This window comes from Streptomyces sp. NPDC002386 (assembly GCF_053593175.1).
Genome location: NZ_JBSFBX010000024.1, coordinates 47,714 through 68,270, shown reverse-complemented (window position 1 = coordinate 68,270; position 20,557 = coordinate 47,714). Strand labels below are relative to the sequence as shown.

At 68.7% G+C, this 20,557-nt stretch carries 21 protein-coding genes; 11 read left to right on the top strand and 10 right to left on the bottom strand.

Going from position 1 to position 20,557, the window contains the following annotated elements:
* Positions 1-692: 692 nt before the first annotated feature.
* Positions 693-1,463, bottom strand: a complete 771-nt coding sequence (locus tag ACWCPN_RS33300) for a transposase (RefSeq protein WP_451214074.1) — start codon at positions 1,461-1,463, stop codon at positions 693-695.
* Positions 1,464-1,600: 137 nt separating this feature from the next.
* Between ACWCPN_RS33300 and ACWCPN_RS33295 the strand changes: the two genes are divergently transcribed.
* From ACWCPN_RS33295 to ACWCPN_RS33270, 6 genes are all read left to right on the top strand, one after another.
* On the top strand, positions 1,601-2,101 hold the full coding sequence (locus ACWCPN_RS33295) for a hypothetical protein (RefSeq protein WP_451214009.1): 501 nt from the start codon (positions 1,601-1,603) through the stop codon (positions 2,099-2,101).
* 201 nt (positions 2,102-2,302) lie between these two features.
* Positions 2,303-2,839: a 2'-5' RNA ligase family protein gene (locus ACWCPN_RS33290; RefSeq protein WP_451214006.1), complete on the top strand. Its 537-nt coding sequence runs from the start codon at positions 2,303-2,305 to the stop codon at positions 2,837-2,839.
* A gap of 296 nt (positions 2,840-3,135) precedes the next feature.
* On the top strand, positions 3,136-3,690 hold the full coding sequence (locus ACWCPN_RS33285; RefSeq protein ID WP_451214003.1) for a YrhB domain-containing protein: 555 nt from the start codon (positions 3,136-3,138) through the stop codon (positions 3,688-3,690).
* 241 nt (positions 3,691-3,931) lie between these two features.
* Positions 3,932-5,485, top strand: a complete 1,554-nt coding sequence (locus tag ACWCPN_RS33280; protein ID WP_451214000.1) for an alpha/beta hydrolase — start codon at positions 3,932-3,934, stop codon at positions 5,483-5,485.
* A gap of 270 nt (positions 5,486-5,755) precedes the next feature.
* A complete protein-coding gene (locus ACWCPN_RS33275) occupies positions 5,756-6,295 on the top strand; it encodes a hypothetical protein (protein ID WP_451213997.1) in 540 nt (179 codons plus the stop codon).
* Between the two features lie 172 nt (positions 6,296-6,467).
* A complete protein-coding gene (locus ACWCPN_RS33270; protein ID WP_451214071.1) occupies positions 6,468-6,803 on the top strand; it encodes a hypothetical protein in 336 nt (111 codons plus the stop codon).
* Between the two features lie 277 nt (positions 6,804-7,080).
* On the opposite strand, the gene ACWCPN_RS33265 is transcribed toward ACWCPN_RS33270, so the two are convergent.
* The 4 genes from ACWCPN_RS33265 to ACWCPN_RS33250 form a co-directional block, all read right to left on the bottom strand.
* Positions 7,081-7,887, bottom strand: coding sequence for an SCO6745 family protein (locus tag ACWCPN_RS33265; protein WP_451213994.1), 807 nt, complete (start codon positions 7,885-7,887; stop codon positions 7,081-7,083).
* Between the two features lie 264 nt (positions 7,888-8,151).
* Positions 8,152-8,820 (bottom strand): hypothetical protein, encoded by a 669-nt coding sequence (locus tag ACWCPN_RS33260; protein ID WP_451213992.1) that lies wholly within the window; start codon positions 8,818-8,820, stop codon positions 8,152-8,154.
* Between the two features lie 353 nt (positions 8,821-9,173).
* Complete coding sequence (locus ACWCPN_RS33255; RefSeq protein ID WP_451213989.1) at positions 9,174-9,821, bottom strand: response regulator; 648 nt, start codon at positions 9,819-9,821, stop codon at positions 9,174-9,176.
* The gene (locus ACWCPN_RS33250) at positions 9,818-10,963 is read right to left on the bottom strand and encodes a sensor histidine kinase (protein WP_451213986.1); all 1,146 of its coding nucleotides are present in this window, start codon (positions 10,961-10,963) and stop codon (positions 9,818-9,820) included. The genes ACWCPN_RS33255 and ACWCPN_RS33250 overlap by 4 nt, the downstream gene beginning before the upstream one ends.
* A gap of 132 nt (positions 10,964-11,095) precedes the next feature.
* Between ACWCPN_RS33250 and ACWCPN_RS33245 the strand changes: the two genes are divergently transcribed.
* Positions 11,096-11,827: a class I SAM-dependent methyltransferase gene (locus tag ACWCPN_RS33245; protein WP_451213983.1), complete on the top strand. Its 732-nt coding sequence runs from the start codon at positions 11,096-11,098 to the stop codon at positions 11,825-11,827.
* The gene (locus tag ACWCPN_RS33240) at positions 11,824-12,474 is read left to right on the top strand and encodes a DedA family protein (RefSeq protein WP_451213982.1); all 651 of its coding nucleotides are present in this window, start codon (positions 11,824-11,826) and stop codon (positions 12,472-12,474) included. The genes ACWCPN_RS33245 and ACWCPN_RS33240 overlap by 4 nt, the downstream gene beginning before the upstream one ends.
* 277 nt (positions 12,475-12,751) lie before the next feature.
* On the opposite strand, the gene ACWCPN_RS33235 is transcribed toward ACWCPN_RS33240, so the two are convergent.
* Both ACWCPN_RS33235 and ACWCPN_RS33230 read right to left on the bottom strand, forming a co-directional pair.
* Complete coding sequence (locus tag ACWCPN_RS33235) at positions 12,752-13,609, bottom strand: TIGR03620 family F420-dependent LLM class oxidoreductase (protein ID WP_451213979.1); 858 nt, start codon at positions 13,607-13,609, stop codon at positions 12,752-12,754.
* A gap of 192 nt (positions 13,610-13,801) precedes the next feature.
* A complete protein-coding gene (locus tag ACWCPN_RS33230) occupies positions 13,802-14,551 on the bottom strand; it encodes an SDR family oxidoreductase (RefSeq protein ID WP_199209115.1) in 750 nt (249 codons plus the stop codon).
* A gap of 435 nt (positions 14,552-14,986) precedes the next feature.
* On the opposite strand from ACWCPN_RS33230, the gene ACWCPN_RS33225 reads away from it, so the two are divergent.
* Positions 14,987-15,583, top strand: coding sequence for a TetR/AcrR family transcriptional regulator (locus ACWCPN_RS33225; RefSeq protein ID WP_451213976.1), 597 nt, complete (start codon positions 14,987-14,989; stop codon positions 15,581-15,583).
* Between the two features lie 49 nt (positions 15,584-15,632).
* Here ACWCPN_RS33225 and ACWCPN_RS33220 read toward each other — a convergent pair whose 3' ends face one another.
* Entirely contained in the window at positions 15,633-16,385 is a 753-nt protein-coding gene (locus tag ACWCPN_RS33220) for an SDR family oxidoreductase (RefSeq protein WP_451213973.1), read from the bottom strand.
* Between the two features lie 189 nt (positions 16,386-16,574).
* Here ACWCPN_RS33220 and ACWCPN_RS33215 point away from each other — a divergent pair, with 189 nt between their 5' ends.
* Complete coding sequence (locus tag ACWCPN_RS33215; protein WP_451213970.1) at positions 16,575-17,057, top strand: Rrf2 family transcriptional regulator; 483 nt, start codon at positions 16,575-16,577, stop codon at positions 17,055-17,057.
* 187 nt (positions 17,058-17,244) lie between these two features.
* On the opposite strand, the gene ACWCPN_RS33210 is transcribed toward ACWCPN_RS33215, so the two are convergent.
* Positions 17,245-17,673: a YrdB family protein gene (locus tag ACWCPN_RS33210; RefSeq protein ID WP_451213968.1), complete on the bottom strand. Its 429-nt coding sequence runs from the start codon at positions 17,671-17,673 to the stop codon at positions 17,245-17,247.
* Between the two features lie 154 nt (positions 17,674-17,827).
* Positions 17,828-18,514 carry an SDR family oxidoreductase gene (locus ACWCPN_RS33205; RefSeq protein WP_451213965.1) on the bottom strand — a complete coding sequence of 229 codons (687 nt, stop codon included), beginning with the start codon at positions 18,512-18,514 and terminating at the stop codon, positions 17,828-17,830.
* 113 nt (positions 18,515-18,627) lie between these two features.
* Here ACWCPN_RS33205 and ACWCPN_RS33200 point away from each other — a divergent pair, with 113 nt between their 5' ends.
* Positions 18,628-19,236: a TetR/AcrR family transcriptional regulator gene (locus tag ACWCPN_RS33200; protein ID WP_451213962.1), complete on the top strand. Its 609-nt coding sequence runs from the start codon at positions 18,628-18,630 to the stop codon at positions 19,234-19,236.
* Positions 19,237-20,557: the final 1,321 nt, after the last annotated feature.

The window sequence follows — 20,557 nt, the reverse complement described above, 5'->3', positions numbered from 1 at the left end:
CCGCACCTGCGAACGGGGCGACCGGGCACCTCCTCGTCAGCGGTGCCCGGCCGGAAGGCGCCGGCGCACCGCACGCGTGGCGGAAGTCGCCGACTGCCAAGTCGGTGAGACGGCAGAGACAGCTGATCAGGACTCTGAGGCACAGCGTCACCCTGGGTGAGACGGGACGTCGCTGACGTCTCTCACACAGCGTATGTGGAGGCGTGGAAGCCTCCCGGGCACCCGTGCGGCGCCCCGGACCAAGGGGGCCCAAGCCGGTCGGCCCGGGTCATTGGTGGTGCCGTCGCTGTCCCCTCTCGTCCATCCTGTGTGCGCAGCATTGAAGGGTAGGGGCGTCGGCCCCTACCTGCGCTCCAGCGGCCGGCACGCACGCTTAACGCGCGCACCGACCGCTGCGGACCACGGTATAGACGTCCTACTGCGGTAACGAAATAGCTACTCGTCTGGACAATCCCGTCCTTGAGACTGCCGCCACAAAGATTCCACCCTCTCCAACTCCGACTGGGTGGCTGCCAGCCGGCAACAACTGGCTCACACCCAAGCTTGCGCTGCTGCCGCCCATTGCGGCCGGAGTGCACCCGTGACGGGGCACTGAAAGCGCAGCCCCAGGTCTGCGACAGCGGCTGACTGGGTCATGCCTAAGGGCTGGCCCGTAAAAGATCGGCGTGCTGGGTGACCTGCTGGTTTCTGCGTCACCCGGCAAGGACGAGGTTGTGCAGGCGGGCGATGCCGAGCATGGCGTGGTGAACGCCGTCGCCTTTCAGTCGGCAGTCTCGAAGAATCTTCCAGCCCTTCATCCGGGCGAAGACATGCTCCACGCGGGCGCGGACTTTGCGGTGGGAAGCGTTGTGTTCCTCCTTCCAGGCTGGAAGTTCGGTCTGGCCGCGTTCGCGGCGGTGGGGGATGACCAGGCCGGTACCGCGGTAGCCGCCATCTGCGATGACCGTGGCCTTGCCGACGGCGTCTTTCACGCCGGACAGCTCCCATGTCTTGCAGTCGTTGCGGTTGCCGGCGACTGGTCGACCGACTACGACGACGCGTCGGGTGTCGGCGTCGATGACGACCTGGTGGTTGGTGGAGTACCGATAGTTCTTGGACTGCTCGGCGATGGTGTGGTCGCGGGTGGGGATCAGGGTTCCGTCCACGATCAGCACGGCGTCCTTGCGGAGCCGCTTGCGCTGCTGGAGCGCGAGCGAGGGCCCGAGGTGGTCGATGATGCGGTCGGCAGCCGACTTGGACACCCCGAACAACGGGGCCGGTTGGCGCAGGGTCAGGTTCGTCCGCCAGTACGCGGCGACCAGGAGTACGCGGTCCTCCAGGGGCAGGCTCCAGGGCCGGCCCCTGCGCACCGGGTCCGCACCCTCGCGCCGGAGCGCGGTGATCAGCTTGCCGAACTGATGTGGGCTCAGCCCGGTGAATGGGGCTATCCCGGAGGGCACCGACGCCGTGATCACACCCAACATGGCAACATCATCCACCCGGTCGGAGTGCCGCCGGTCGGGATCACCGAAACAGCTGGGATTGACGCCGATCGCCCACGCCAGGACGCTGATGGTCCGATGACAGGGCTATCGCGAGCCCCCATGAAAGGTGACAGTACGTGGGAAGTCTGTTGAAAGGCGTCTCGGGCGTCCGCTGGGGGACACTGCGCGACGCCCGACAGCTCCCCGCCGGGGACATCCCGCCGCTGCTCTCCCGGATCGCGTACGGAGGCGAGGACGCTGCCCGCCTCGCAGTCGACGAACTAGGAGACAGAGTCTGCGCATTGGGGTTCGTAGTCGGTGAGGCGACCGCCTCGACGGTCCCATTCCTCCTTGAACTCGCTGGGGCCCCGTACGTGCCCTGCAAGGCCGAGCTGTTGGATTTACTGGAGAGCATCTACCAGACCGACAATTGGCACTCTTCGGCCGCGGCGGCTGGCGGCCCGAAGCGCACGAGCTTCCGGGAGCAGCCTGCCTGGGAAGTAGCCGCCAGGGAAGCCGTGCACGCAGGCCGACTGGTCATCGAGGGCCTCGCCTCATCCATGCGGCCGGAAGAGGCTGAACCAGCAAGGAAACTGCTGCTGACGATGGACGAGGCGCCACCGTTCCCGGACCTCTGAGGAAGGTCGCACGCTCCGGAACCTCACAGCCTCGTTGACGGTAGCGCCCAGGGGCGACGCTCAAGATCATTGCGGGACAAGCCTGAGGGCAGAGAATCACAGCGGCCTTGCTGCGCCGCACAGACGCCTGCTGCGGCCCGCCCTTGCATGGCGGCGACAACCGGCTCGCCGCCGACCGGATCCCGCTGATAGACAGACACGATGGAGGACAAGGACGCGCAGGGGTTCCAGGCAGGGCAGTCCGGACTCATCGTGAGGATCCCGGAGGCGGAGCCTGCTGTGCGGGCATGGCGTGACCGGCTTGACCCCTCATCCCGCACCGGCGTTCCGGCCCACGTCACCGTGCTCTATCCGTTTCTCCATGCGAGCCGGATCGACCAGGGTGTCTGCGCCTCGGTCGGCGAGGTGCTCGGGCGGCATCAGTCCTTCGAGGCCCGTTTTGACCACTGCGGCCGGTTCCCCGGGGTGCTGTATCTCGCGCCCGAGACGGATACCCACTTCAGGCGGCTCACCGAGGCGATCGTCGAACGGTGGCCGGAAAACCCGCCCTTCGGTGGGCAATTCGACGATGTCATCCCGCACCTGACCGTCGCGCAAGGCCAGGACGAGGTTGTCGTCGAGGACATCGAGGCCGACCTGGTCACCCGTCTTCCCATCGTCACGCAGGTGTCCTCGGTCGACCTGCTGATCCATGACGGGACTCTGTGGCGGCAGCGGGCCTCTTTCGCGCTGAGGTAGGCCCGGTTGAGGTGGTGGGCCGGCCGCTGACCTGACCGATCGCATTCAGGTTTGTACGAGGCGGTAGGAGAAGGTGCCAATTTCGATGTTGCCCCAGAAGGTGCGCGGACCAGAGCCGGCGGGGTGACCAAGGACCACAACTCGATCAGGCTCGATCGCGTATCCCCGTCCGCATCGTCACCCAGCGCCACATCGTCGCAGAGGTCCCTCAGAACCCTTCGGTCGCGAGACGCACGGGGCGCTGGACCGCACGAATTCACTGGTCGGCACAGGGGCTGGTACGAGATGCTGCACGTGTGATCGAGCGAGGCGTGGCTGTTCGAGCTGTGGAAGAACAGCTCGAGCGCGACTATCAGGAGTGGCGGGCTGTCAGTGAGGATGCGACGCGGATGGCTGTAGTCCGTGTCGAGGAGCACGAACTGGTGTGGATCGTTTCCTGGCAGTCCGAGGAGTTCGTCCGCACTCGGAACCCGGGGCACATGCTGGTCGGCGATGGGCCCTACCTGGTCGACCGCGTTGACGGGGGGCTTCACCAGATCTGTGTTGTCTCCGCGGTGACCGGGGGGTGGGAGACCGACTACCGGGCCCGGATACGTGGGCTCCAGGTGCGTACCGCAGTAGACGATCTGCACGATGCGCTCCGCGGAGTCGCCGCGACGCGCGGACGCATGCATGCTGTGCGGACACTGCGTCAGAGAGTGCCTGTGCTGTCGCCTGCGGAGGCCATCGAGTACGTGAGCGCCTTGGTAGAAGGTGATGCGCCCGTGCGTCTCGTGGCCGTCACCACCGAGGAACTGGTGGAGCCCCTCGATCCGGTGCTTGCGGTGACGACCATTCGGGCGGAGCGGTGATTCGAGCCGTTCGGAGATCAGAGGCGCAGGGTTGTGGCGTCGGAGATCGCAAGGCAGCTTTCCCCCGGGTCTCAGCGCCGTAGGCGAACCGCTCGGGGACAGTCGGACGCGTTTCCGGCACTCTCGCGAGCCGAGCCGTGGGAGGCGGCTTGTACCCTGCACTCATTCGAGCATCGGACGATCATGTGTACCGGCATGCAGGCAACCGGCGGGCGTCCAGGGGCGGGAGCGCGGGGTTTCGATGAATGACGCACGTCCAATACAAAGCCGCCGACCGGGCCTCTCGGCCGGTGCATGCATCATCGCCGGGGTCCTCCTCGCCGTGATCGGGGCCGTCGGCGCCTGGCTCCAGCACGACGCTCGCGGCCGGAATACGGAGCCGCGTACGGAGTTCACCGCGAACAACCCGCCTGCCGGTCTGCCCACCACGCTCACCACCGGCCAGCACCTCCACTGGTCCCGCTGCACATCGCCGTCCACCGCGCGCACGGGCTACGACTGCGCCGTCATGAAAGCACCCCTCGACTACCGCAAACCGGACGGCAGAACGATCGACGTCGCCCTGATCCGCCGCAAGGCCACCGGCCCGAACGCCCGGCGCATCGGATCGCTCGTCCTCAACTTCGGCGGGCCCGGGGTGTCAGGCGTGAGTGGCCTACCCGAACGCCTCAACCAGTACGGGCCACTCCTCGACCGCTACGACCTGGTCTCCTTCGACCCGCGCGGCGTCGGCGCGACCATCCCCGTGCGCTGCGGGAAGACCGCGGACGACACCGGCTACGGCGGAACCGACGCCTGCGTCGAGCACTCCGGGGCGCTCCTCCGGTACATCGGCACCTCGCACACCGCGCGCGACCTCGACCTGATGCGCTACCTGCTCGGCGACGAGCGGCTGCACTACTTCGGCGTCTCATACGGAACGGCGCTCGGCGCGGTCTACGCCCACCTGTACCCGTCGCACGTCGGACGGCTCGTCCTCGAAGCGTCCGTCGATCCGACCGAGGACCTCGACGAGGAGCAGGTGTCGCAGGTCAAGGCGGTCCAGGCGGCGTTCGACCGGTTCGCTGCGCACTGCGCGGCCCGTATTCGCCATTGCCCGACCGGCGACGGGCCCGAGGAGGCCGCGCGGCGCATCGCGCGCCTGGCCGACCGCCTGAAGAAGAAGCCCGCCCCGGCCGGCGGCGGGAGGAAACTCGACGCGGACGACCTCGCGTACGACATCGGCGAGCATCTCGACCGCGGCACGGACGGCTGGGCGCCGCTCGCCAGGGCCCTCACCGCGCTGATCGACCACAACGACGGCCGTCCACTGAGCAAGGGCGCTGACGACATCGGCTCCGCCGACCGCGCGGCGACCTCGCGCGACAACAGCCGCGTCGCCCTCACCGCGATCACCTGCGCGGATTCCAGCCTGCGCCCCGGCTTCGAACGCCTCGACCGGGACAAGGCCCGCGTCAAAGCCGCCTCACCCGTCTTCGGCGCGGCCTGGTCCACCGGCGTCTATCTCTGTTACGACTGGCCGTTCGACGGCGAGCGCGCCACGCTCCAGGTGAACGCCGACGGCGCGGCGCCCGTCCTGGTGGTCGGCGGCACCGGCGACCCGACCACCCCATACCCCGGCGCCCGCCACATGGCCCGGGCCCTCGGCGACGGTGTAGGCGTGCTCCTGACGGCCGAGGAGGAGGGCCACGGCACATACCCGCAGAACCGCTGTGTCACGAAGACGGTCGACCACTACCTCCGCACGGGCCGCACCCCGGCCCCGGGGACGGTGTGCCCGGGCAGCATGTCCTGAGGCCCGGCGCCCTCTTCGACGACTTCGCACTTGTACTGCGTCTGGCGCACGGGACAACAGACTTGGAGAGCACGTCGGCCGAGGGGAGACGAGAAGGGAGTCGAGGAACCCTCTCGTGTTCCGGTGTGTTCGGGAGCGCCGCTGAGGTGCGGATCCCGCAAAGTGGAGCGGCGTACGCTGCCGGAATCCGGCAGTGACTTGAAATGGCGCATGTGCGAGGCTCCGGCCGTGCGAAGAACCGTCACCGTGCGGAGCGGGATCCTGTTCTCCATGAGCGTCGCCCTGCTGTCGTTCGTTGCGTTCACCTGGCTGCCGGGGCCCCCACTGGTCGACGGCACAGGCTGGGCGATGGCGGTGATGGCATTGTCCTTCGTGATCTGTCTGTGTGCCGCGGTGCCCGTGATCCAGTCCGAGGCCAGCAGTCCCCCGAAGTGGATCCTTGGACGAGGCCTGCCTGGCCAGGTGCGGGTGATGCTCGGTTTGCTGATCACCTGCGGCGTGGTGCTGCTCGCTGTGAACGTATTGGACGGCGGAGGGGCCTTGGAGACACCGCGAGTCGTGGGCGACCGGTACTTCGCTACCGACATGACGGCCTCGCCCCGTATCACGGTGGAGATCTCGCGGAGTCGGTACGAGTTCGAAGTCGAGGACGAGCAGCGCATGATGCTGGGCCTGCCCGGGCTCCTCTGCGCCGGAGCCACCTGGATCGTCCTGGCAATCGGTGCACCGGTCCGCCCGCAAGCCGCATCCAGGCGACGGCCGCATTGGGCTGACACCAGCGGCACCGCCGGCGGGGACGGTATCGCTTGATCCCGGCACATCACGGCCTGCGCCGGCCGCCGCCTAGAGTGCTGTCGCGAGGGTGTCCACGTCGTTTGTCACAGGACGATCTTGGACACCCTTTCCCTCGTCTCCGCAGGCCCCCCCTTGGACCGCACCACCAGGAGGAACCCCCGAGGAGAAGCTCGCCGACGCGAAGAAGCTGTTGGGCCTCCCCCGTATCGTCGTGATCTGCGGCTCCACCCGTTTCATGACCGAGATGAACGAGGCCGATCTGCGGGAGACCAAGGCTGGGAAGATTGTCGTCAAACCGGGCTGTGACATGAAGTCGCCGCACGAACTTTGGTCCGACCCTGCCGAGGCCGAGGCACTGAAGGTTCGACTCGACGATCTGCATCGGGCGAAGATCCGGCTCGCTGATGAGGTGCTCGTAGTCGGCGACTACATCGGGGACAGCACCCGAGCCGAAGTCGCCTACGCCCGGTCGCTGGGCAAGCCCGTGCGGTTCACGCACCCCGAAGTCGACCCTGACGCCTGACCGCCCGCTGCCACCTCGACAACCAGGGCCGGCAGCCCGCCGCCTGACCGTCTCGCGGTGGCTTAGGCCGCCGCCCACGCCGTACCCTCCGCAGGCATCCCTTGGAATCGATCGCCTGGGAGAGCAACCGAGTGCCGTGCCGCGCACAGGAGGCTGCTGGACGGGCCACGCCCGCTGCACCGGGGGGCGAAGTCGGCGTCGCGCCGGGCCGGCCCTGGGAAAGCAGCCGGGCTCAGCTGCGGCGGAGCATCCGGCGAGCCCCCGCGGTTTCCGCGCGTCATTGTGAGCCTGTGGCCAGCATCGTCGCGGTGATGGGTTCGAGTTCGGTGATCAGTTCGTCGAGTTCGGCGGGGGACAGGGCCTCGTAGGGTGCGGTGGCGAGTTCGTCGGTCAGGTTCTCGATGTGCTGTTTGGTCGCGCGGCCGGCGTCGGTGAAGTGGCCCTCGGCGTCGATGAGTCCGCGTTCGCGCATGCCGTCCATGACCGCTGCCAGGCGCTCTTTCGGCAGGTGGTGGATGCGCCCGAACGACTCTGGCGGGTGAATGCCCTGTTCCAGAGCGGAGAGCACGTGGGCCTCCGTGCCCCCGATACGCGCGCCGACAAGGGCGGCGATGTGCCCGTCACCACGATGCTCGCGCAGCATGGTCGCGGAATGCCACAGCCGGGCGACAGGGTCGCTGGGTACCTCGAGGGTGCGCATGCCGGCGTACATCACCCGGCCCTCGGTGGGGGCGCTTGTCGCGGCCTTGGTGGTGAGGTCCGCGGCGCGCACCAGGCCCGGGGAGCCGGCCAGCTCGTCGCCGAGGATGCGCCGTAGGGAGGCCGCGCTGCCCCGCTCCCGAGCGGCGATGGAGGCCTCGGGCGGGATCGTCTCCCAGGCGCTGGGGATGTGCCGTGCGGCTTCGCCGTCGGCGAAGTTGTAGAAGGCTGCGTGCACGACTTGGGCCGACACCCGTCCCAGCGGTGCGGCGCGGCTGGCGAAGTAACCGTCCCAGTAGGTGCGGTGGCCGAGTGCGGCCAGTTCCTCGTTGCACTCGTCGGCCAAGTAGGTGACCAGGCAGATCGGCTCCAGGAGCTCGAACATGCGACGGGCGATGTGAGTCATCGGATGCAGGCGCGTTTTACCCACCGGATTCTCCCTGCGTTAGGTGTACCGACTTGGACCCTCCGGCGCACCGCAACTCATCGGCGATCGAGGAGACGTAGTGCAGATGGGTGGGCCCCTACGCGACTGCCTGCGCGAGAGCGGGACCCGCCTGCCGCCGCTTTGCTGCTCACCCTGCACAGATCACGTACGCCCGTGCGCGTCCCTGTGGGGCCGACCGTGGCCGCTACGAGCAGCTTGCCATCAGCCGATGCCGCTCATGTCCAACACCTTGGCTTTGTCCGGGGGCTGTACGTCCAATGGTTCATCGAAGTCACTGAACGACGTGGTGGTGTCGAATTCGTCGTCCTTGTAGACGACCTTGAAGATGTACGGCCTGCCCTTGGTAGCGACGTAGAAGGTGAAGGAGCCCTCCTTCTCGTCGGTTACCTTCAACCGGATCGCCGGGGCGCCGTTGACCCTGGTCGGTTTGCCCTTTTCCACCCGGCCGAAAGAGGCGAACTTGTGCGTGCACTGGGAGAGTCCGTCTCCCGGCTGCGACTTGCCGGCAGGGGTTTTGACCCACCGATCCTGCTTGTCCGCGCCGACCATGTGCCGGCCCGACTCCTCGAGGTAGGTCCGATTCGGGCGGACGTAGTCCATCCCGTCGATCCGTATCTGTTCGAGGCTGGCACCTGTGGACGAGGTCGACTCGAAGGAGCACTTGCCCTTGAGGTCGGTCGTCAGGCGGCTGGAGCGGTCATGACCCCCGGTCACCTTGGTGACCGCGTCGATCGACACTGACGTCAGAGCGCGCATCGTGGCATTCGCGTCGTCAAGCATCTGGTCGGCGGAGACCGGATCGGCCGCGCTGTCGTCCGCGCAGCCAGTCACGGCGACCCCCATGACCAGGCATGCCAGGGCCGCCGTCACGGTGGTCGGTATCGTACGCACAAGAACCCCCCTCAGGTCTGAACCGGATCATGCTAAGGGACTCGGGCCGCACCGCAGCCTTCCGGGAACGGCTGCCGGGCGGCGGCGCGGTAGAGCAATCACGGTGACCGCAGCAGACCTTCAACGCCTCCAACGAGCCACCGAGCCACCCTGGCTGACCTCAGCATCCGCGACGTCCGTACTTCGCCTCGGAGCAGCCCAAGGACGTCAGGGGAATCTTGACCGCCAACCCTGTTCGCGTTCGTCCATCGAGCTGACCGCTCAAGCCCTCACCGCCGTCGCGCCCGAGCGCGGCCTCCTCGCCTGCGAGAGGCGCACGAACAGCGGGGGAGTCAGGTGAGGTTGGCGTCCCGGGCGAGTAGCGCGGCCTGTACGCGGTTGCTGACGTCCAGTGCCGTGAGGATGCGGCTGACGTGGGCTTTGACGGTGCTTTCGCGCATACCCAGGGCGGCAGCGATGTCGGCATTGGTGTCCCCTTGAGCAAGCAGGGTCAGGACGTCGCTTTCGCGGGGGGTGAGTTGGTCGAGGCGGGCGCGTGCTGCGGCAGCCTGGGGTCGGCCGGAGTGGTGGTAGCGGTCGATGAGGCGGCGCGCGGCGGTGGGGTGGAGCATGGCGGAGCCCGTGGCGACGAGATGGACGGCGCGCAGGATTTCGGCGGGGTCGGTGTCCTTGAGGAGGAAGCCGTCGGCGCCGGCGGCCAGGGAGTTGTAGACGTATTCGTCCAGGTCGAACGTGGTCAGGGTGATGACTTTCGGGGGGTGGGGCAGGGCGCGCAGTCGGGTGATGGCGGTGATGCCGTCCATACGGGGCATGCGGACGTCGACCAAGGCGACGTCGACGCGGTGCGCGGTGGCCAGTTCGACGGCGTGCAGACCGTCGGTCGCCTGGGCGACGACGTCGATGTTCTCGTCGCTGTCGAGGAGGTCGGCCAGGCCGAGTCGGACCAGGGCGTCGTCGTCGACGATCATGGCGCGGATCATGTGCGGGAGCCGTTCTGCTCGTGGTGTGCGGGGTGGGGGATGCGAGCGGCCAGGCGCCAGGAGCCGGCGCCGTGCGGTCCGGCACTCAGGTGCCCGCCCAGGGCGTGGACGCGCTCGCCCAGGCCCACCAGACCGAAACCCGAAGGGGCGGGGTGCGCGGTCGTCCTGCCGGCAGTGTTGATGATCTCCACGACGGTGGCGGGTGGTCCGTAGTCCAGGCGGATGCGCACAGGTGCGTCGGCCGCGTGCTTGCGGGAATTGGTCAGGCCCTCCTGGACAAGACGGTAGAGCGCCAGGCGGTGCGCGGCCGGCGCCTGCTCGGGCATGCCTTCGACGCGGAGGTCGACCTGCTGACCTGCTTCACGGGCCTGCTCGACGAGCTCGCGTACGTCCCGCAGTACCGGGGCGGGCGCCTCGTCCCCGGCCACAGGGCCGGCGTCGTGCAGGGCTCCCAGGACGTCTCGCAGGTCGGCGAGGGCCTCGGTGGACGCGGCGCGCAGCAGTGTGAGTCGTTGGGCGACCGGGCCAGGCACTGTGTCGGCGCGGGTTACCAGGACGCCGGTGTGCAGGGCGATGAGGCTGAGGCGGTGGGCGAGCACGTCGTGCATCTCGGCGGCGATGCGGGAACGCTCCGCAGCCCGCGCCGCCTGTTCGCGCAGTTCCCGCTCGGTCCGCAGGTGGTCGACCTGACTGTTCAGCGCCTGGACCAGGCGACGGCGGTTGCCCATCCACAGCCCCCCGACCACGGCCAGGAGCAGGAAAAGGCTGGCCCCGTACTGCTGGGGCCGCCACAGCGAGGCCGTGGCCGGCAGCGCGGTGCTTGCGGCCAGCGCGACAGCGCAACAGCCTGCGGCCACGGCGACACGACGGCGGGCAGCCAGATCGAACAACGCGATGAGCAGCAGCGGCAGCATCAGCCACCCCCACAGACACGTCGCTGCGGTTGTCAGCAGAGGAGCGACAAGCCAGGGCAGTCGGCGCACCACCAGAGCCACCCCGCACAGCACAGCCGCCAGGGTACGGACCGTCAGGTACTGGCCGCCGAAGGAAGCGGCACCGTTCTGCACGGCGGCGGCGGTCAGCACCAGCACCAGCCCGTAGCGCCCGTACACGGCCCATCGGGAGCTCTCTTTCCCGCTCATGCGGAAGAGCCTAAGGCGAGGCCATAAAGCCCTCCTCCGACGTTCTTCCCTCACCGCCCCCTACTTTCGTAGGGGTGCACCGGCGCACAACGGCGGATCTGCTCGCGCAGCCCAGTGCCTAGCTTCGAATCCATGGACAACTGGACCACCTCACACGACCGGGTCCTCGCGCAGCGCCATGCCGAGGGCTGGATGTTCCTCCTCGAAGCAGCCCGCGACCTGCGCACCACCGGCGCCGTCGCCCCCAGCAGCAAGGCACTGGCCCGTCTGCTCACCGATCCCGTCGATGATCCCGGTTCGGGTCCTTCCAACGTCCTGGAGGTCGGCGCCGGAACCGGATCGGTCACCCGCACCCTCATCCCCCGCCTCGCCCACGGCAGCCGCCTGGACGTAGTCGAGGCCAACCCCCGGTTCGCCGCCCAACTGCACGAACTCGTCCGCGCTCACCCGCATCTGGCAGGTCACAGCGAACGCGTCCGCGTGCACCACGCTCTCGTGGAAGAACTCGACACCGATCACCGCTACGACGTGATCGTTTCCGGGTTGCCCTTCACCAACTTCACTCCTGCTCAGGTCGCAAAGATCATGGAGCGGTACATGGATCTGCTGGAGCCCGGCGGCACCCTCGCCTACTTCGCCTACCGGGGCAGCCGCTACGCCCGCGCCGTCACCGCGACCCGCGCCGAAGCCCGCCGTCACCACGACGTCGAGGAGATACTCGCGGACTACCAGCGCTCGTACGCGACCGGCTGCTGGACCGTGTGGGCCAACCTGCCCCCGGCACGGGTCTGGCACCTGCGCCGTCCCGCACCTCAAGCCTCGCCGGCGGCCCCCCTCACCGCCCTGACCGGAGCGAGCCGGTGAATGTGCTGCCCGGCCTGATCAGCCAGGTTCCTCCTCCGGCCGCCTATGCCCTGGTGGCGGCCGCGGTGCTGGCCGAATCCGTGCTGCTGATCGGCGCCTTCGTCCCGACGTTGACCTTGCTGTTGGCCTCCGGTGCGCTGGCTCGCGCCGGTGGCCTGAGTCTGACCTTGGTCATCGCCATCGCCTCGTGCGCGGTCGTCGCCGGTGATGCCATCGGCCACCGCACCGGACGCCTGCTGGGCAGCCGCCTGCGGACCGGTCGTCTGGGCCGCCGCATTCCCGCCGCCGCCTGGCAGCGAGCCGAGACTCTGATGACCCGACGCGGTGGCCAGGCCATCTTCCTCGCCCGATTCGTTGCCGTCGTACGCACGCTGGCCCCGCACCTGGCGGGCGCGACCGGACTGCCCTACCGGCGTATCGCCCCCTACAGCCTGCTGGCGGCCCCCCTGTGGGCCGGTGCCGAAGCCATGGCCGGCTTCGCGGCAGCCACGTCCTTGCAGCGTGCCATCACTCTCAGCGGCCCTGCACTGCTGGCAGCCGCCGCTCTGACCGTCGGAGCCGTCCTGACCGCTCGCCGGACCCGTGGCCGCGCCCGGGCAAGCGCAGCCGACCACCACAATCAGGCCCTCGGCGTTGGACCGCGCTGATGCCCGGCCCGCGAAGCGCAGACAGTGCGCGAGCACTGCTCATGGGGCGCGCCATCCTTGCCCCGGTGCGATCACCTCTCGAGTGTTCGCAGGCACCGTGCGGGCGAGCGCGTCGAACGCTGCAAAGGGTGCGTGGCCCCAGGCGCCGAGACCAGAGGGCGGGCTCGCCTGTGGGCGCCGCGGATTGAGGCAGGAAGGGGTCAGGGCGGCCGAGTGAGGGCCGCCCTGGGTGACGATGCGCAGTGGATCTGCGCATCGCAGGAGCGTAGGGACGGGCTCAGGGGATGAGGTGGGCCAGTTCGCGCCACTCGGCCCGAGGCACGGGGGAGGAGGCGCCGACCACGTGCAGGCAGACGTGGTCGGCACCCGCCTGGTGGTGCGCGCGGATGCGCCTGTTGATCGCATCGGGGTCGCCCCAGGCGACGACGCTGTCGATGAGCCGGTCGCTGCCGCCGCCGGTCAGGTCGTCCTCCGTGAAACCCTGGCGGAGCATGTTGCGGGCGTAGTGGTCCATGCCGAGGAACATGCCGAGGAAGCCGCGCGCCGCGGTGCGCGCCGTGTCGGGGTCGGTCTCCAGCACGACAGCCTGGTACGGGGCCAGGATCGGGCCGGCACCGAGCAGGTCTCGGGTTGCCGCGGACTGCTCAGGGGTGATCATGAACGGGTGCACGCCTGCGGTGCGCTGCCCGGCCAGCTGGACCAACTTCGGCCCCAGGGCGGCCATCAGTCGCAGGTCGGCCGGTACCGGATCGGGGGCCTGTTCGAGCTGGTCGAGGTAGGCACCCATGTCCGCGAGCGGCCGGTAGGGGCGTCCGACCGCGTGCGCCGCGGCCGGGTCACTCACCCCGAGGCCGAGGAGCAGACGGCCGTCGTGGTCGCGGTGCAGCCTGGTGTGGCCGGCGGCCATTTCGGCGGCGTCGTGCCGCCAGATGCTCAGCACCCCGACCGCGACCTTGGTCGCGCGGGTGGCCTTCAGGAGCCGTTCGGAATCGCCGATGATGTCCCCGCCCCCCAGGCCGGGAATCCACAGCGCGCCGTAGCCCAGCTCGTCGAGTTCGGCTGCGGCTTCCCGGATCTCTCCCGGGTCTGCCATGCGTAGCTCGGTGCTCCAGATGCCTACTCGACCAAGTGTCATCGTGTCTTCCCTGCTTGTGCTCGCACGGCCGCGCCGCGCGGGATCGGACGCCGCGGTGCGAGCGCCATGGGCGGCGGGCCGGCGGCTGTTGAAGAGGCTGTGGAAGAGGGGGGACGCCTTCCCGTCACCACGGGCGGTAGGTGATGGCGGGAAGGCGGCCGCTTCAGGCCGGGCAGCCTGACCGGTGGTGGATCAGATCTGGTTGATGCCGCCGTCGACGAAGAGCTCGATGCCGGTGATGAAGGTGCTCTGGTCCGAGGCGAGGAAGACCGCCGCGGAGGCGACCTCGTCGGGGCGGCCCATGCGGGCGAGAGGCACCTGGCTGGCCAGGAAGCCCTTGAGCTGTGCCGCCTGCTCGGCGTCGGGGGCCAGGCCGTCGATACCGGGGGTGTCGATGGGGCCGGGGCTGATGGTGTTGACACGGATCGTGCGGCCCTTGAGCTCGTTGGCCCAGGTGCGGGCGAAGGAGCGCACGGCGGCCTTGGAAGCGCCGTACACGCCGAAGGCCTCGTTGCCGACGGAAGCCGCGGTGGAGCCGGTGAGGATCACCGAGGCGCCCTCGTTCAGCAGCGGCAGCGCCTTCTGGACGGTGAAGAGCATGCCCTTGACGTTGTTGCCGAAGGTCTCGTCGAAGTGCTGCTCGGTGACCTGCTCCAGCGTGGAGAAGCCGCCGCCGCCGGCGTTGGCGAACAGCACGTCGATACGGCGGCCCTGCTGCTCCACTGCCGCGTAGAGACGGTCGAGGCCGGCCAGGTCGGAGACGTCGCTCTGAATGCCGGTGACGCCCGCGCCGATGGACTCGACCGCTGCGTCGAGCGCTTCCTTGCGGCGTCCGGTGATGAACACGTATGCGCCCTCGGCGGCGAACCGCTGCGCGGTGGCCAGACCGATGCCGCTGGTGCCACCGGTGACGATGGCCGTCTTGCCGTCAAGCTGTCCCATGATTTTTTCCCAATCAATTCTGATGCTGCTGTGGTGATGGCGATCCGTCTCAGGCTCGGAGAGCCCGGGCGGAGCCAGAGGGGCTGCAGTGTTGTAACAAGAACTGTTACGACAAATTCCCGAACCATGACGCTGTTTTGTATCGACTGATAAAAAACTAACTCCGCCCCTCTGGGGTGTCAAGCGCCCTGGCTGCCCCTCGGGTGTCGAGGTGGCGCGGGGCTCGCCCCTTTGCGGATGGTGGATCCGGGCCGCCCGACGACCGGGAAGGGGTGCGGTCGGCGTCCGGCGGTGCGGGCCCGCAGTCCGTGCGACCCTGAGTGTTATGTATCGCTCACTAAGAAACTAGGGTTGACCGAGAAGGGCTGTCAAGCGGTAACATAGTGACCACTACAGATGTGTCGCGAACCACGAACAGGCACCCAGGAGGCCCTCATGGCAGGAGGACGACCACGCGCCTTCGACGCCGACCAGGCGCTCGACCGTGCGATGGAGGTCTTCTGGCGCCAAGGCTTCGAGGGCACCTCGATCTCGGACCTCACCAACGCCATGGGGATCAACCCGCCGAGCCTGTACGCCACCTTCGGCAACAAGCAGGAACTGTTCCGCAAGGTGCTCGACCGCTACGCCGAAGGGCCCGCCCACTACATCCAGGAAGCCTTCTCGCAGCCCACCGCCCGCACCATCGTCGAGCAGCTGCTTCACGGTGCGGCAGACGCCACCACCGACCCCCGGTACCCGAGCGGCTGCATGACCGTTCAGGGCGGCCTGGCCTGCGCCCCTGCCAGTCAGGCGGCTCAGGAGGAACTGGCCGCGCGTCGGAAAGCCGGCGAAGTCGCGCTGCACCACCGGCTGGAGCTGGCCCAGTCTTGCGGTGAGTTGCCACCCGGCAGCGACCCCGCCGGACTCGCCGCGTACTTCAGTACCGTCTACCAGGGCATCGCCGTCCAGGCCGCCGGCGGAGCCAGCCGCGAGCGGCTGCACGAGATCGTGGATCTCGCCCTCCAGGCCTGGCCCCAGCCCGAGGAGTGAACCCGGCCAGTCGGCCGCGCAGCGCACAGAAGCCGTGACCGCTTGGGTGTCACACCTGCTGCTGGCCTCCGTCGACGAACAACTCCACCCCGGTGATGAAACTGCTGTGATCCGAGGCGAGGAAGACGACGGCGTCAGCGACCTCCTCGGGCCGCCCCATGCGACCGAGCGGCACCGTGCCGATCAGGGACCTCTTCAGCTGACGGGCCTGCTCGTCATCGGGTGCCAACCCGCTGATCCCGGGGGTGTCGATGGGTCCAGGGCTGACGGTGTTCACCCGGATCGCCCGCCCCTTGAGTTCGTTGGCCCAAGTCCGCGCGAAGGAACGCACGGCCGCCTTTGAGGCGCTGTAGACCCCGAACGCCTCTTCCCCGCCGCTGCCTGCCGTCGAGCCGGTGAGTATGACCGAGGCTCCGTCGTTCAGCAGCGGGAGAGCCTTCTGCACGGTGAAGAGCATCCCCTTGACGTTCGCCCCGAAGGTGTCGTCGAAGTGCTTCTCGGTGACGTCTTCCAGACGACAGAACTCGCCCCCGCCGGCATTCGCGAAGAGGATGTCGATGCGCCTGCCGTGGCCCGTGACCGTCTCGAACAACCGGTCCAGGTCGGTCATCACCGCGATGTCGCCGCGCACACCAGTGGCACTGTCCGGGCCGACGGCCGCCACCGCGTCGTCGACTCCGGACTCTCGGCGACCGGTGAGGAAGACGTAGGCGCCCTCCTCCGCGAGACGCTTGGCGGTTGCGAGCCCGATGCCGCTGGTCGCGCCGGTGACAACAGCCGTTCTTCCTTCGAGCTGCCCCATGAAGGCCTCCAGGGATCGTTGCCAGAAGTATCCGCTGGCCGCTTGGCAGTCGCATGGGCAGGCGGCATGCGCGGAGTGGTCGAGATGGTGTCGAGAGACTCGGTGGGCCCAGGCGCCGTGCCGACCTCCCGCCCCTGTTTGGGACGTACCGACGAAAACTCGTACGGTTGCACCGAGGATGGGGTGAGCATGAGTGCTAACAGCAGGCTGACTGTTGCGGCCCACGTACTGGCCTGGATGGAGCTCAACCGGCGTCTGGGGCGGGACGTGGTGACCTCGCACCAGATCGCCGAAAGCGTCAACACCAACCCGGTCGTCATCAGGCGATCCTTGGGGGATCTGCGCAAGGCGGGACTGGTCGAGTCCCGACGGGGGCCCGGAGCCGGCTGGTCACTGCTCGGCGACCCTGCGAAGATCACCCTCTTCGATGTGTACCAGGCCGTCGAAGCAGGCCCCGTACTGGGAATGCACCACACTCTTCCCAACCAGTCCTGCCCGGTCGGCTTCGGAATCCAGCCCGCACTACAGCGCGTCTACGAGGGCTTGGAAGGCGCGGTACGCGCTCAGCTGGAACTGACCACCATCGCTGACGTTCTCACTGACGTTCTTGCCCAGCAGAGCCGTGCCGGAGCACCCGGTGTGACTCCTCTCGACCTCACCTCCCCATCGTGACGAAGCGTGCGGACCCCCGCGACAGCCTTGGCCATCGACCTGGCGCCGACTGATGGTCGTCATGGCGATCCCATGACGACGGCGATCACACTGTGGCCGCGTCTGGGCACGGCGACTTGCACCCGACGGTCTCACCAGGTGGAGACACCGTCGCCGGCGAGCGCCGCTTGCCGGCGGATGCGTTGCCTCAGCCGCCAGGGCGCGCCACATTGGGAACAGGCTGCGCACCCCCCGGTGCGGGTCGGCGGAAGACTTCCGCCACAGTGATGTTCACGATCGTCACCACCGCCATGACCAGCGCCCCGACCGGATGACCGATCCCGTACCACGCCAGTGCGCCGCCGCCCAGCACCAGCACCTTCACGATCAGGACGCCAGGCAGCGGCGGACGCAAGGGCGCCCGGGGTGCGGCGAACAGCCACCACAGCACCGCGGCGACGGCCGGCGCGCCGAGACCGAGGAGCACGTTGGCTGCCGCGCTGCCGCTCGCGGTGAATCCCCACCAGCACAGCAGCCCCAGCGCGGCGATCTCGATCAGGAAAGCCAGCAGCTCGTTCGCCAGGTACCAAGAGCGTTCATCGATGATTGCCGAACCCCGCTTGCCATTGCCCGTCATGCAACCCCTCCCCGGTTGACGCCCTGCGTGCGCTGAGATCTGAATACCAGGCCGTCCCGGCCTCCGTCCCCGTTCTTTGCCGGGGCGGGCTGTCTGCGCGGCGTCTGGTTCTCGGCTGCTTGCCGTCACCTTGCCGGTGCGGTGGGGCTCCGCCTCACTTCAGGGTCGGTGCGCCTGCGAGGCTCCGCTTGACCTGCCTCGTGGTGTCGTCGGCGAGGATCTCGGGCAGCCCCGTCTCGATTCCGTGCAGGGCCTGGGCGGCGATGTCGGCCGGGTCGGACTTCATATCGGTGGGAGCGCTCGCGGCCATGTCGGTGTCCATGAATCCGACGTACAGCCCCGAGACGGTGATACCCAGGGGAGCCAGCTCCTCGCGGGTCGCGTCCGTCAGGGCCCAGGCCGCGGCCTTGGAGGCGGCGTAGGAGCCGAGCTGGGCGGGGTGCAGCCAGGACAGGACGGACAGGACGTTGAGTATCGCGCCGCCGCCGTTGGAGGCGATGACCGGGGCGAAGGCCCGGGTCGCGGTGAGCGGGCCGTAGAAGTTGGTCTCCATCTCCAGTCGTACGGCGTCCAGGTCGCCGGTCATCAGCGACGAGCCGGTGGAGATGCCCGCGTTGTTGATCAGTAGCGAAACGTCCGAGGCGACATCGACCGCGGCCCGTATCGACGACGGGTCCGTCACGTCCAGAGCCAGCGGGGTCACGCCCGGCAGGTCCACGGTCTCCGGGCGGCGGGCGGCCGCGTACACCTTCGCCCCGCGCTCCACGAGCTGGCCGGCAAGGTGCCGCCCGAGCCCTCGGTTGGCACCGGTGACCACTGCGACCGCGTTCTTAAGCTCCATGCTGCTCTCCTGATCCGTGCGGCCTTGAGCGGCCCGTCCTACTTAGATGACACTAATAATCTAAACACAGGGCTACGATAGATGCCACTCGACATCCATAAGGGAGGTGGCCGATGGGCCGCGTATCTCAGGCGCAGGCGCAGGAGAACCGCCGACGGGTCGTGGAAACCGCCTCCCGGCTGTTGCGGGAACAGGGCACCCAGGTCAGCGTCGCCGACCTGATGAAGGCGGCCGGGATGACCCACGGCGGCTTCTACAAGCAGTTCGCCTCGAAGGAGGCCCTGATCGACGAGGCCACCGCCTTCGCCTTCGCCGAGCTCGCCCGGCATCACCTCGACGGGCTCGCCCGGCACACCGGACAGCGCGAGGCGGCCCGGAAGGCGGCCATCGACACCTATCTCTCCGTGGAGCACCGGGACGACGCCGCCGGAGGATGCCCCGCGGCAGCCCTCGCCACCGACATCGCACGCAACTCCGGCAATGACGAGGCCCGCCGCACGTATACCGGGGGCGTGGCCGACTTCGCCGAGTTCCTCACCCCCGAGGACACCGACGGTGCCGGAAACGCGGAGGGCATCACCCGCCTGTGCACCATGGTCGGCGCCCTCGTCCTGGCCCGCGCCACCAAGGGCTCCCCACTCTCCGAGGAGATCCTCACCACCGTGCACACAGCACTGACGGCAGCCGACCAAGACAGCGAATCCAGCCAGGCAGGCAGCTGACGATCTGCCCTCACGCGCAGGCGGGCCTGAGTTCCTGACCCGCGGGCCGACTCTGTTCTCTGAGGAGGATGTACGAGGGCGTTGCGGCCTGGCGAGCCGGGTACAGCGACACGGCCGAGCGGCGGCGGGGTCAGCCCGAGCCGGTCGACGAACTAGGCCCGCCGCCCGGGCAGATCGTCCATGACGGCCGCCTCGAGCCACACGGCATGTCGGGCAGCCCTGGAATCGTCGTGGAGCAAACCGAGCAGCCGAGCAGGGAGGGCGGGGGAGTCATCGGGCAACGTGGAGCAACAGGGCGGCAGTGCCACGGCTGGGCTCGGCTACGCTCAGCCCGTCGGCCCGGACCCGACAGCCGGGATGCCGGCCGTCAGGCCGTGGACTTCTGTCGTGGGACGCTCACCGCCGGCCGCGACGGGCGTTACCCAGTGCCCACTTGGCCATCTTCCTATCCTGCGGATCGGGTGCACCGAGGCTGAGCGCGCGGAGCGCGTCCAGGCCGCTGCCGTCGCGCACGTGCTTGCGCTCCACGGCCGCCATGGCTATAGCGGCGTGCACGCGCGCGGTGCCGGGCAGATCCGGGTCGTAAACGATCCGGGAGAGGTCCGTCAGCAGATCCTCGTAGTGCTTCAAGTCATGCCAATGATCGGCGGCCCCGGCCCCAAAAGTCAGTTCCGACGACTCTCTGTGGCGGGGAATCAGTAGGCGTAGCGGCGCTTTGGCCACCTCGGCGAGAGCTTCCGCGCCGCGCTCGTCGCCGCACCTGATGAGCAGCTCAATGGCTCCGACACGGGACCACCCCATTGCCCGAGGGTCCATGGCTCCCTTGGCGAGTACGTCGGCGGCGTCTTTCACCACGTCCGGCTCGACGTGGGTCCCCAGCAGGTGCTGCCGGATCACGAAGGCGCTGCCGCCGACACCGGCAAGGGCGGTGATCCGTCGAAGATGGGCGGCGCGGTCGACGTCTCCCCGGGCCGCGCAGTCGAGCAGGAAACCGGTGTATGAGTCGCCTTCCGGCCGGTCGTACGACTGCCAGTCGGCCAGTCGCAGTCGGACGCTCTGCAGCCGGCCGGTCTTCAGGACAGCGCGGACGGTTCTGGCGAGTGCCGGCGGATCGCTCGCGAGGTGCCGTACTGCCAGGTATTCCGCAAGGGTGTGATGGAGGAACACCAACTGTCCTGCCTGTTCCGTCACTAGGCCGGTGCCCAGCATGATGTCCCGTAGCACCGCCTCCCACAGCGGCGGCGGCACCCACGGCGGGCAGGGCTCCTCCCGGCCGGCCTGAGGGCCCGCGCCCTTGGACACCCGGCGTACGGCCATCTCA

What these genes read in the sequence shown, in the direction of transcription:
- ACWCPN_RS33245 (WP_451213983.1), top strand. Translation starts at nt 11,096, where the DNA reads ATGGACAACTGGACCACCTCACACGACCGGGTCCTCGCGCAGCGCCAT.
- ACWCPN_RS33215 (WP_451213970.1), top strand. Translation starts at nt 16,575, where the DNA reads ATGAGTGCTAACAGCAGGCTGACTGTTGCGGCCCACGTACTGGCCTGG.
- ACWCPN_RS33250 (WP_451213986.1), bottom strand. Translation starts at nt 10,963, where the DNA reads ATGAGCGGGAAAGAGAGCTCCCGATGGGCCGTGTACGGGCGCTACGGG.
- ACWCPN_RS33225 (WP_451213976.1), top strand. Translation starts at nt 14,987, where the DNA reads ATGGCAGGAGGACGACCACGCGCCTTCGACGCCGACCAGGCGCTCGAC.
- ACWCPN_RS33200 (WP_451213962.1), top strand. Translation starts at nt 18,628, where the DNA reads ATGGGCCGCGTATCTCAGGCGCAGGCGCAGGAGAACCGCCGACGGGTC.
- ACWCPN_RS33255 (WP_451213989.1), bottom strand. Translation starts at nt 9,821, where the DNA reads ATGATCCGCGCCATGATCGTCGACGACGACGCCCTGGTCCGACTCGGC.
- ACWCPN_RS33290 (WP_451214006.1), top strand. Translation starts at nt 2,303, where the DNA reads ATGGAGGACAAGGACGCGCAGGGGTTCCAGGCAGGGCAGTCCGGACTC.
- ACWCPN_RS33300 (WP_451214074.1), bottom strand. Translation starts at nt 1,463, where the DNA reads ATGTTGGGTGTGATCACGGCGTCGGTGCCCTCCGGGATAGCCCCATTC.
- ACWCPN_RS33275 (WP_451213997.1), top strand. Translation starts at nt 5,756, where the DNA reads ATGAGCGTCGCCCTGCTGTCGTTCGTTGCGTTCACCTGGCTGCCGGGG.
- ACWCPN_RS33235 (WP_451213979.1), bottom strand. Translation starts at nt 13,609, where the DNA reads ATGACACTTGGTCGAGTAGGCATCTGGAGCACCGAGCTACGCATGGCA.
- ACWCPN_RS33280 (WP_451214000.1), top strand. Translation starts at nt 3,932, where the DNA reads ATGAATGACGCACGTCCAATACAAAGCCGCCGACCGGGCCTCTCGGCC.
- ACWCPN_RS33210 (WP_451213968.1), bottom strand. Translation starts at nt 17,673, where the DNA reads ATGACGGGCAATGGCAAGCGGGGTTCGGCAATCATCGATGAACGCTCT.
- ACWCPN_RS33205 (WP_451213965.1), bottom strand. Translation starts at nt 18,514, where the DNA reads ATGGAGCTTAAGAACGCGGTCGCAGTGGTCACCGGTGCCAACCGAGGG.
- ACWCPN_RS33220 (WP_451213973.1), bottom strand. Translation starts at nt 16,385, where the DNA reads ATGGGGCAGCTCGAAGGAAGAACGGCTGTTGTCACCGGCGCGACCAGC.
- ACWCPN_RS33230 (WP_199209115.1), bottom strand. Translation starts at nt 14,551, where the DNA reads ATGGGACAGCTTGACGGCAAGACGGCCATCGTCACCGGTGGCACCAGC.
- ACWCPN_RS33265 (WP_451213994.1), bottom strand. Translation starts at nt 7,887, where the DNA reads ATGTTCGAGCTCCTGGAGCCGATCTGCCTGGTCACCTACTTGGCCGAC.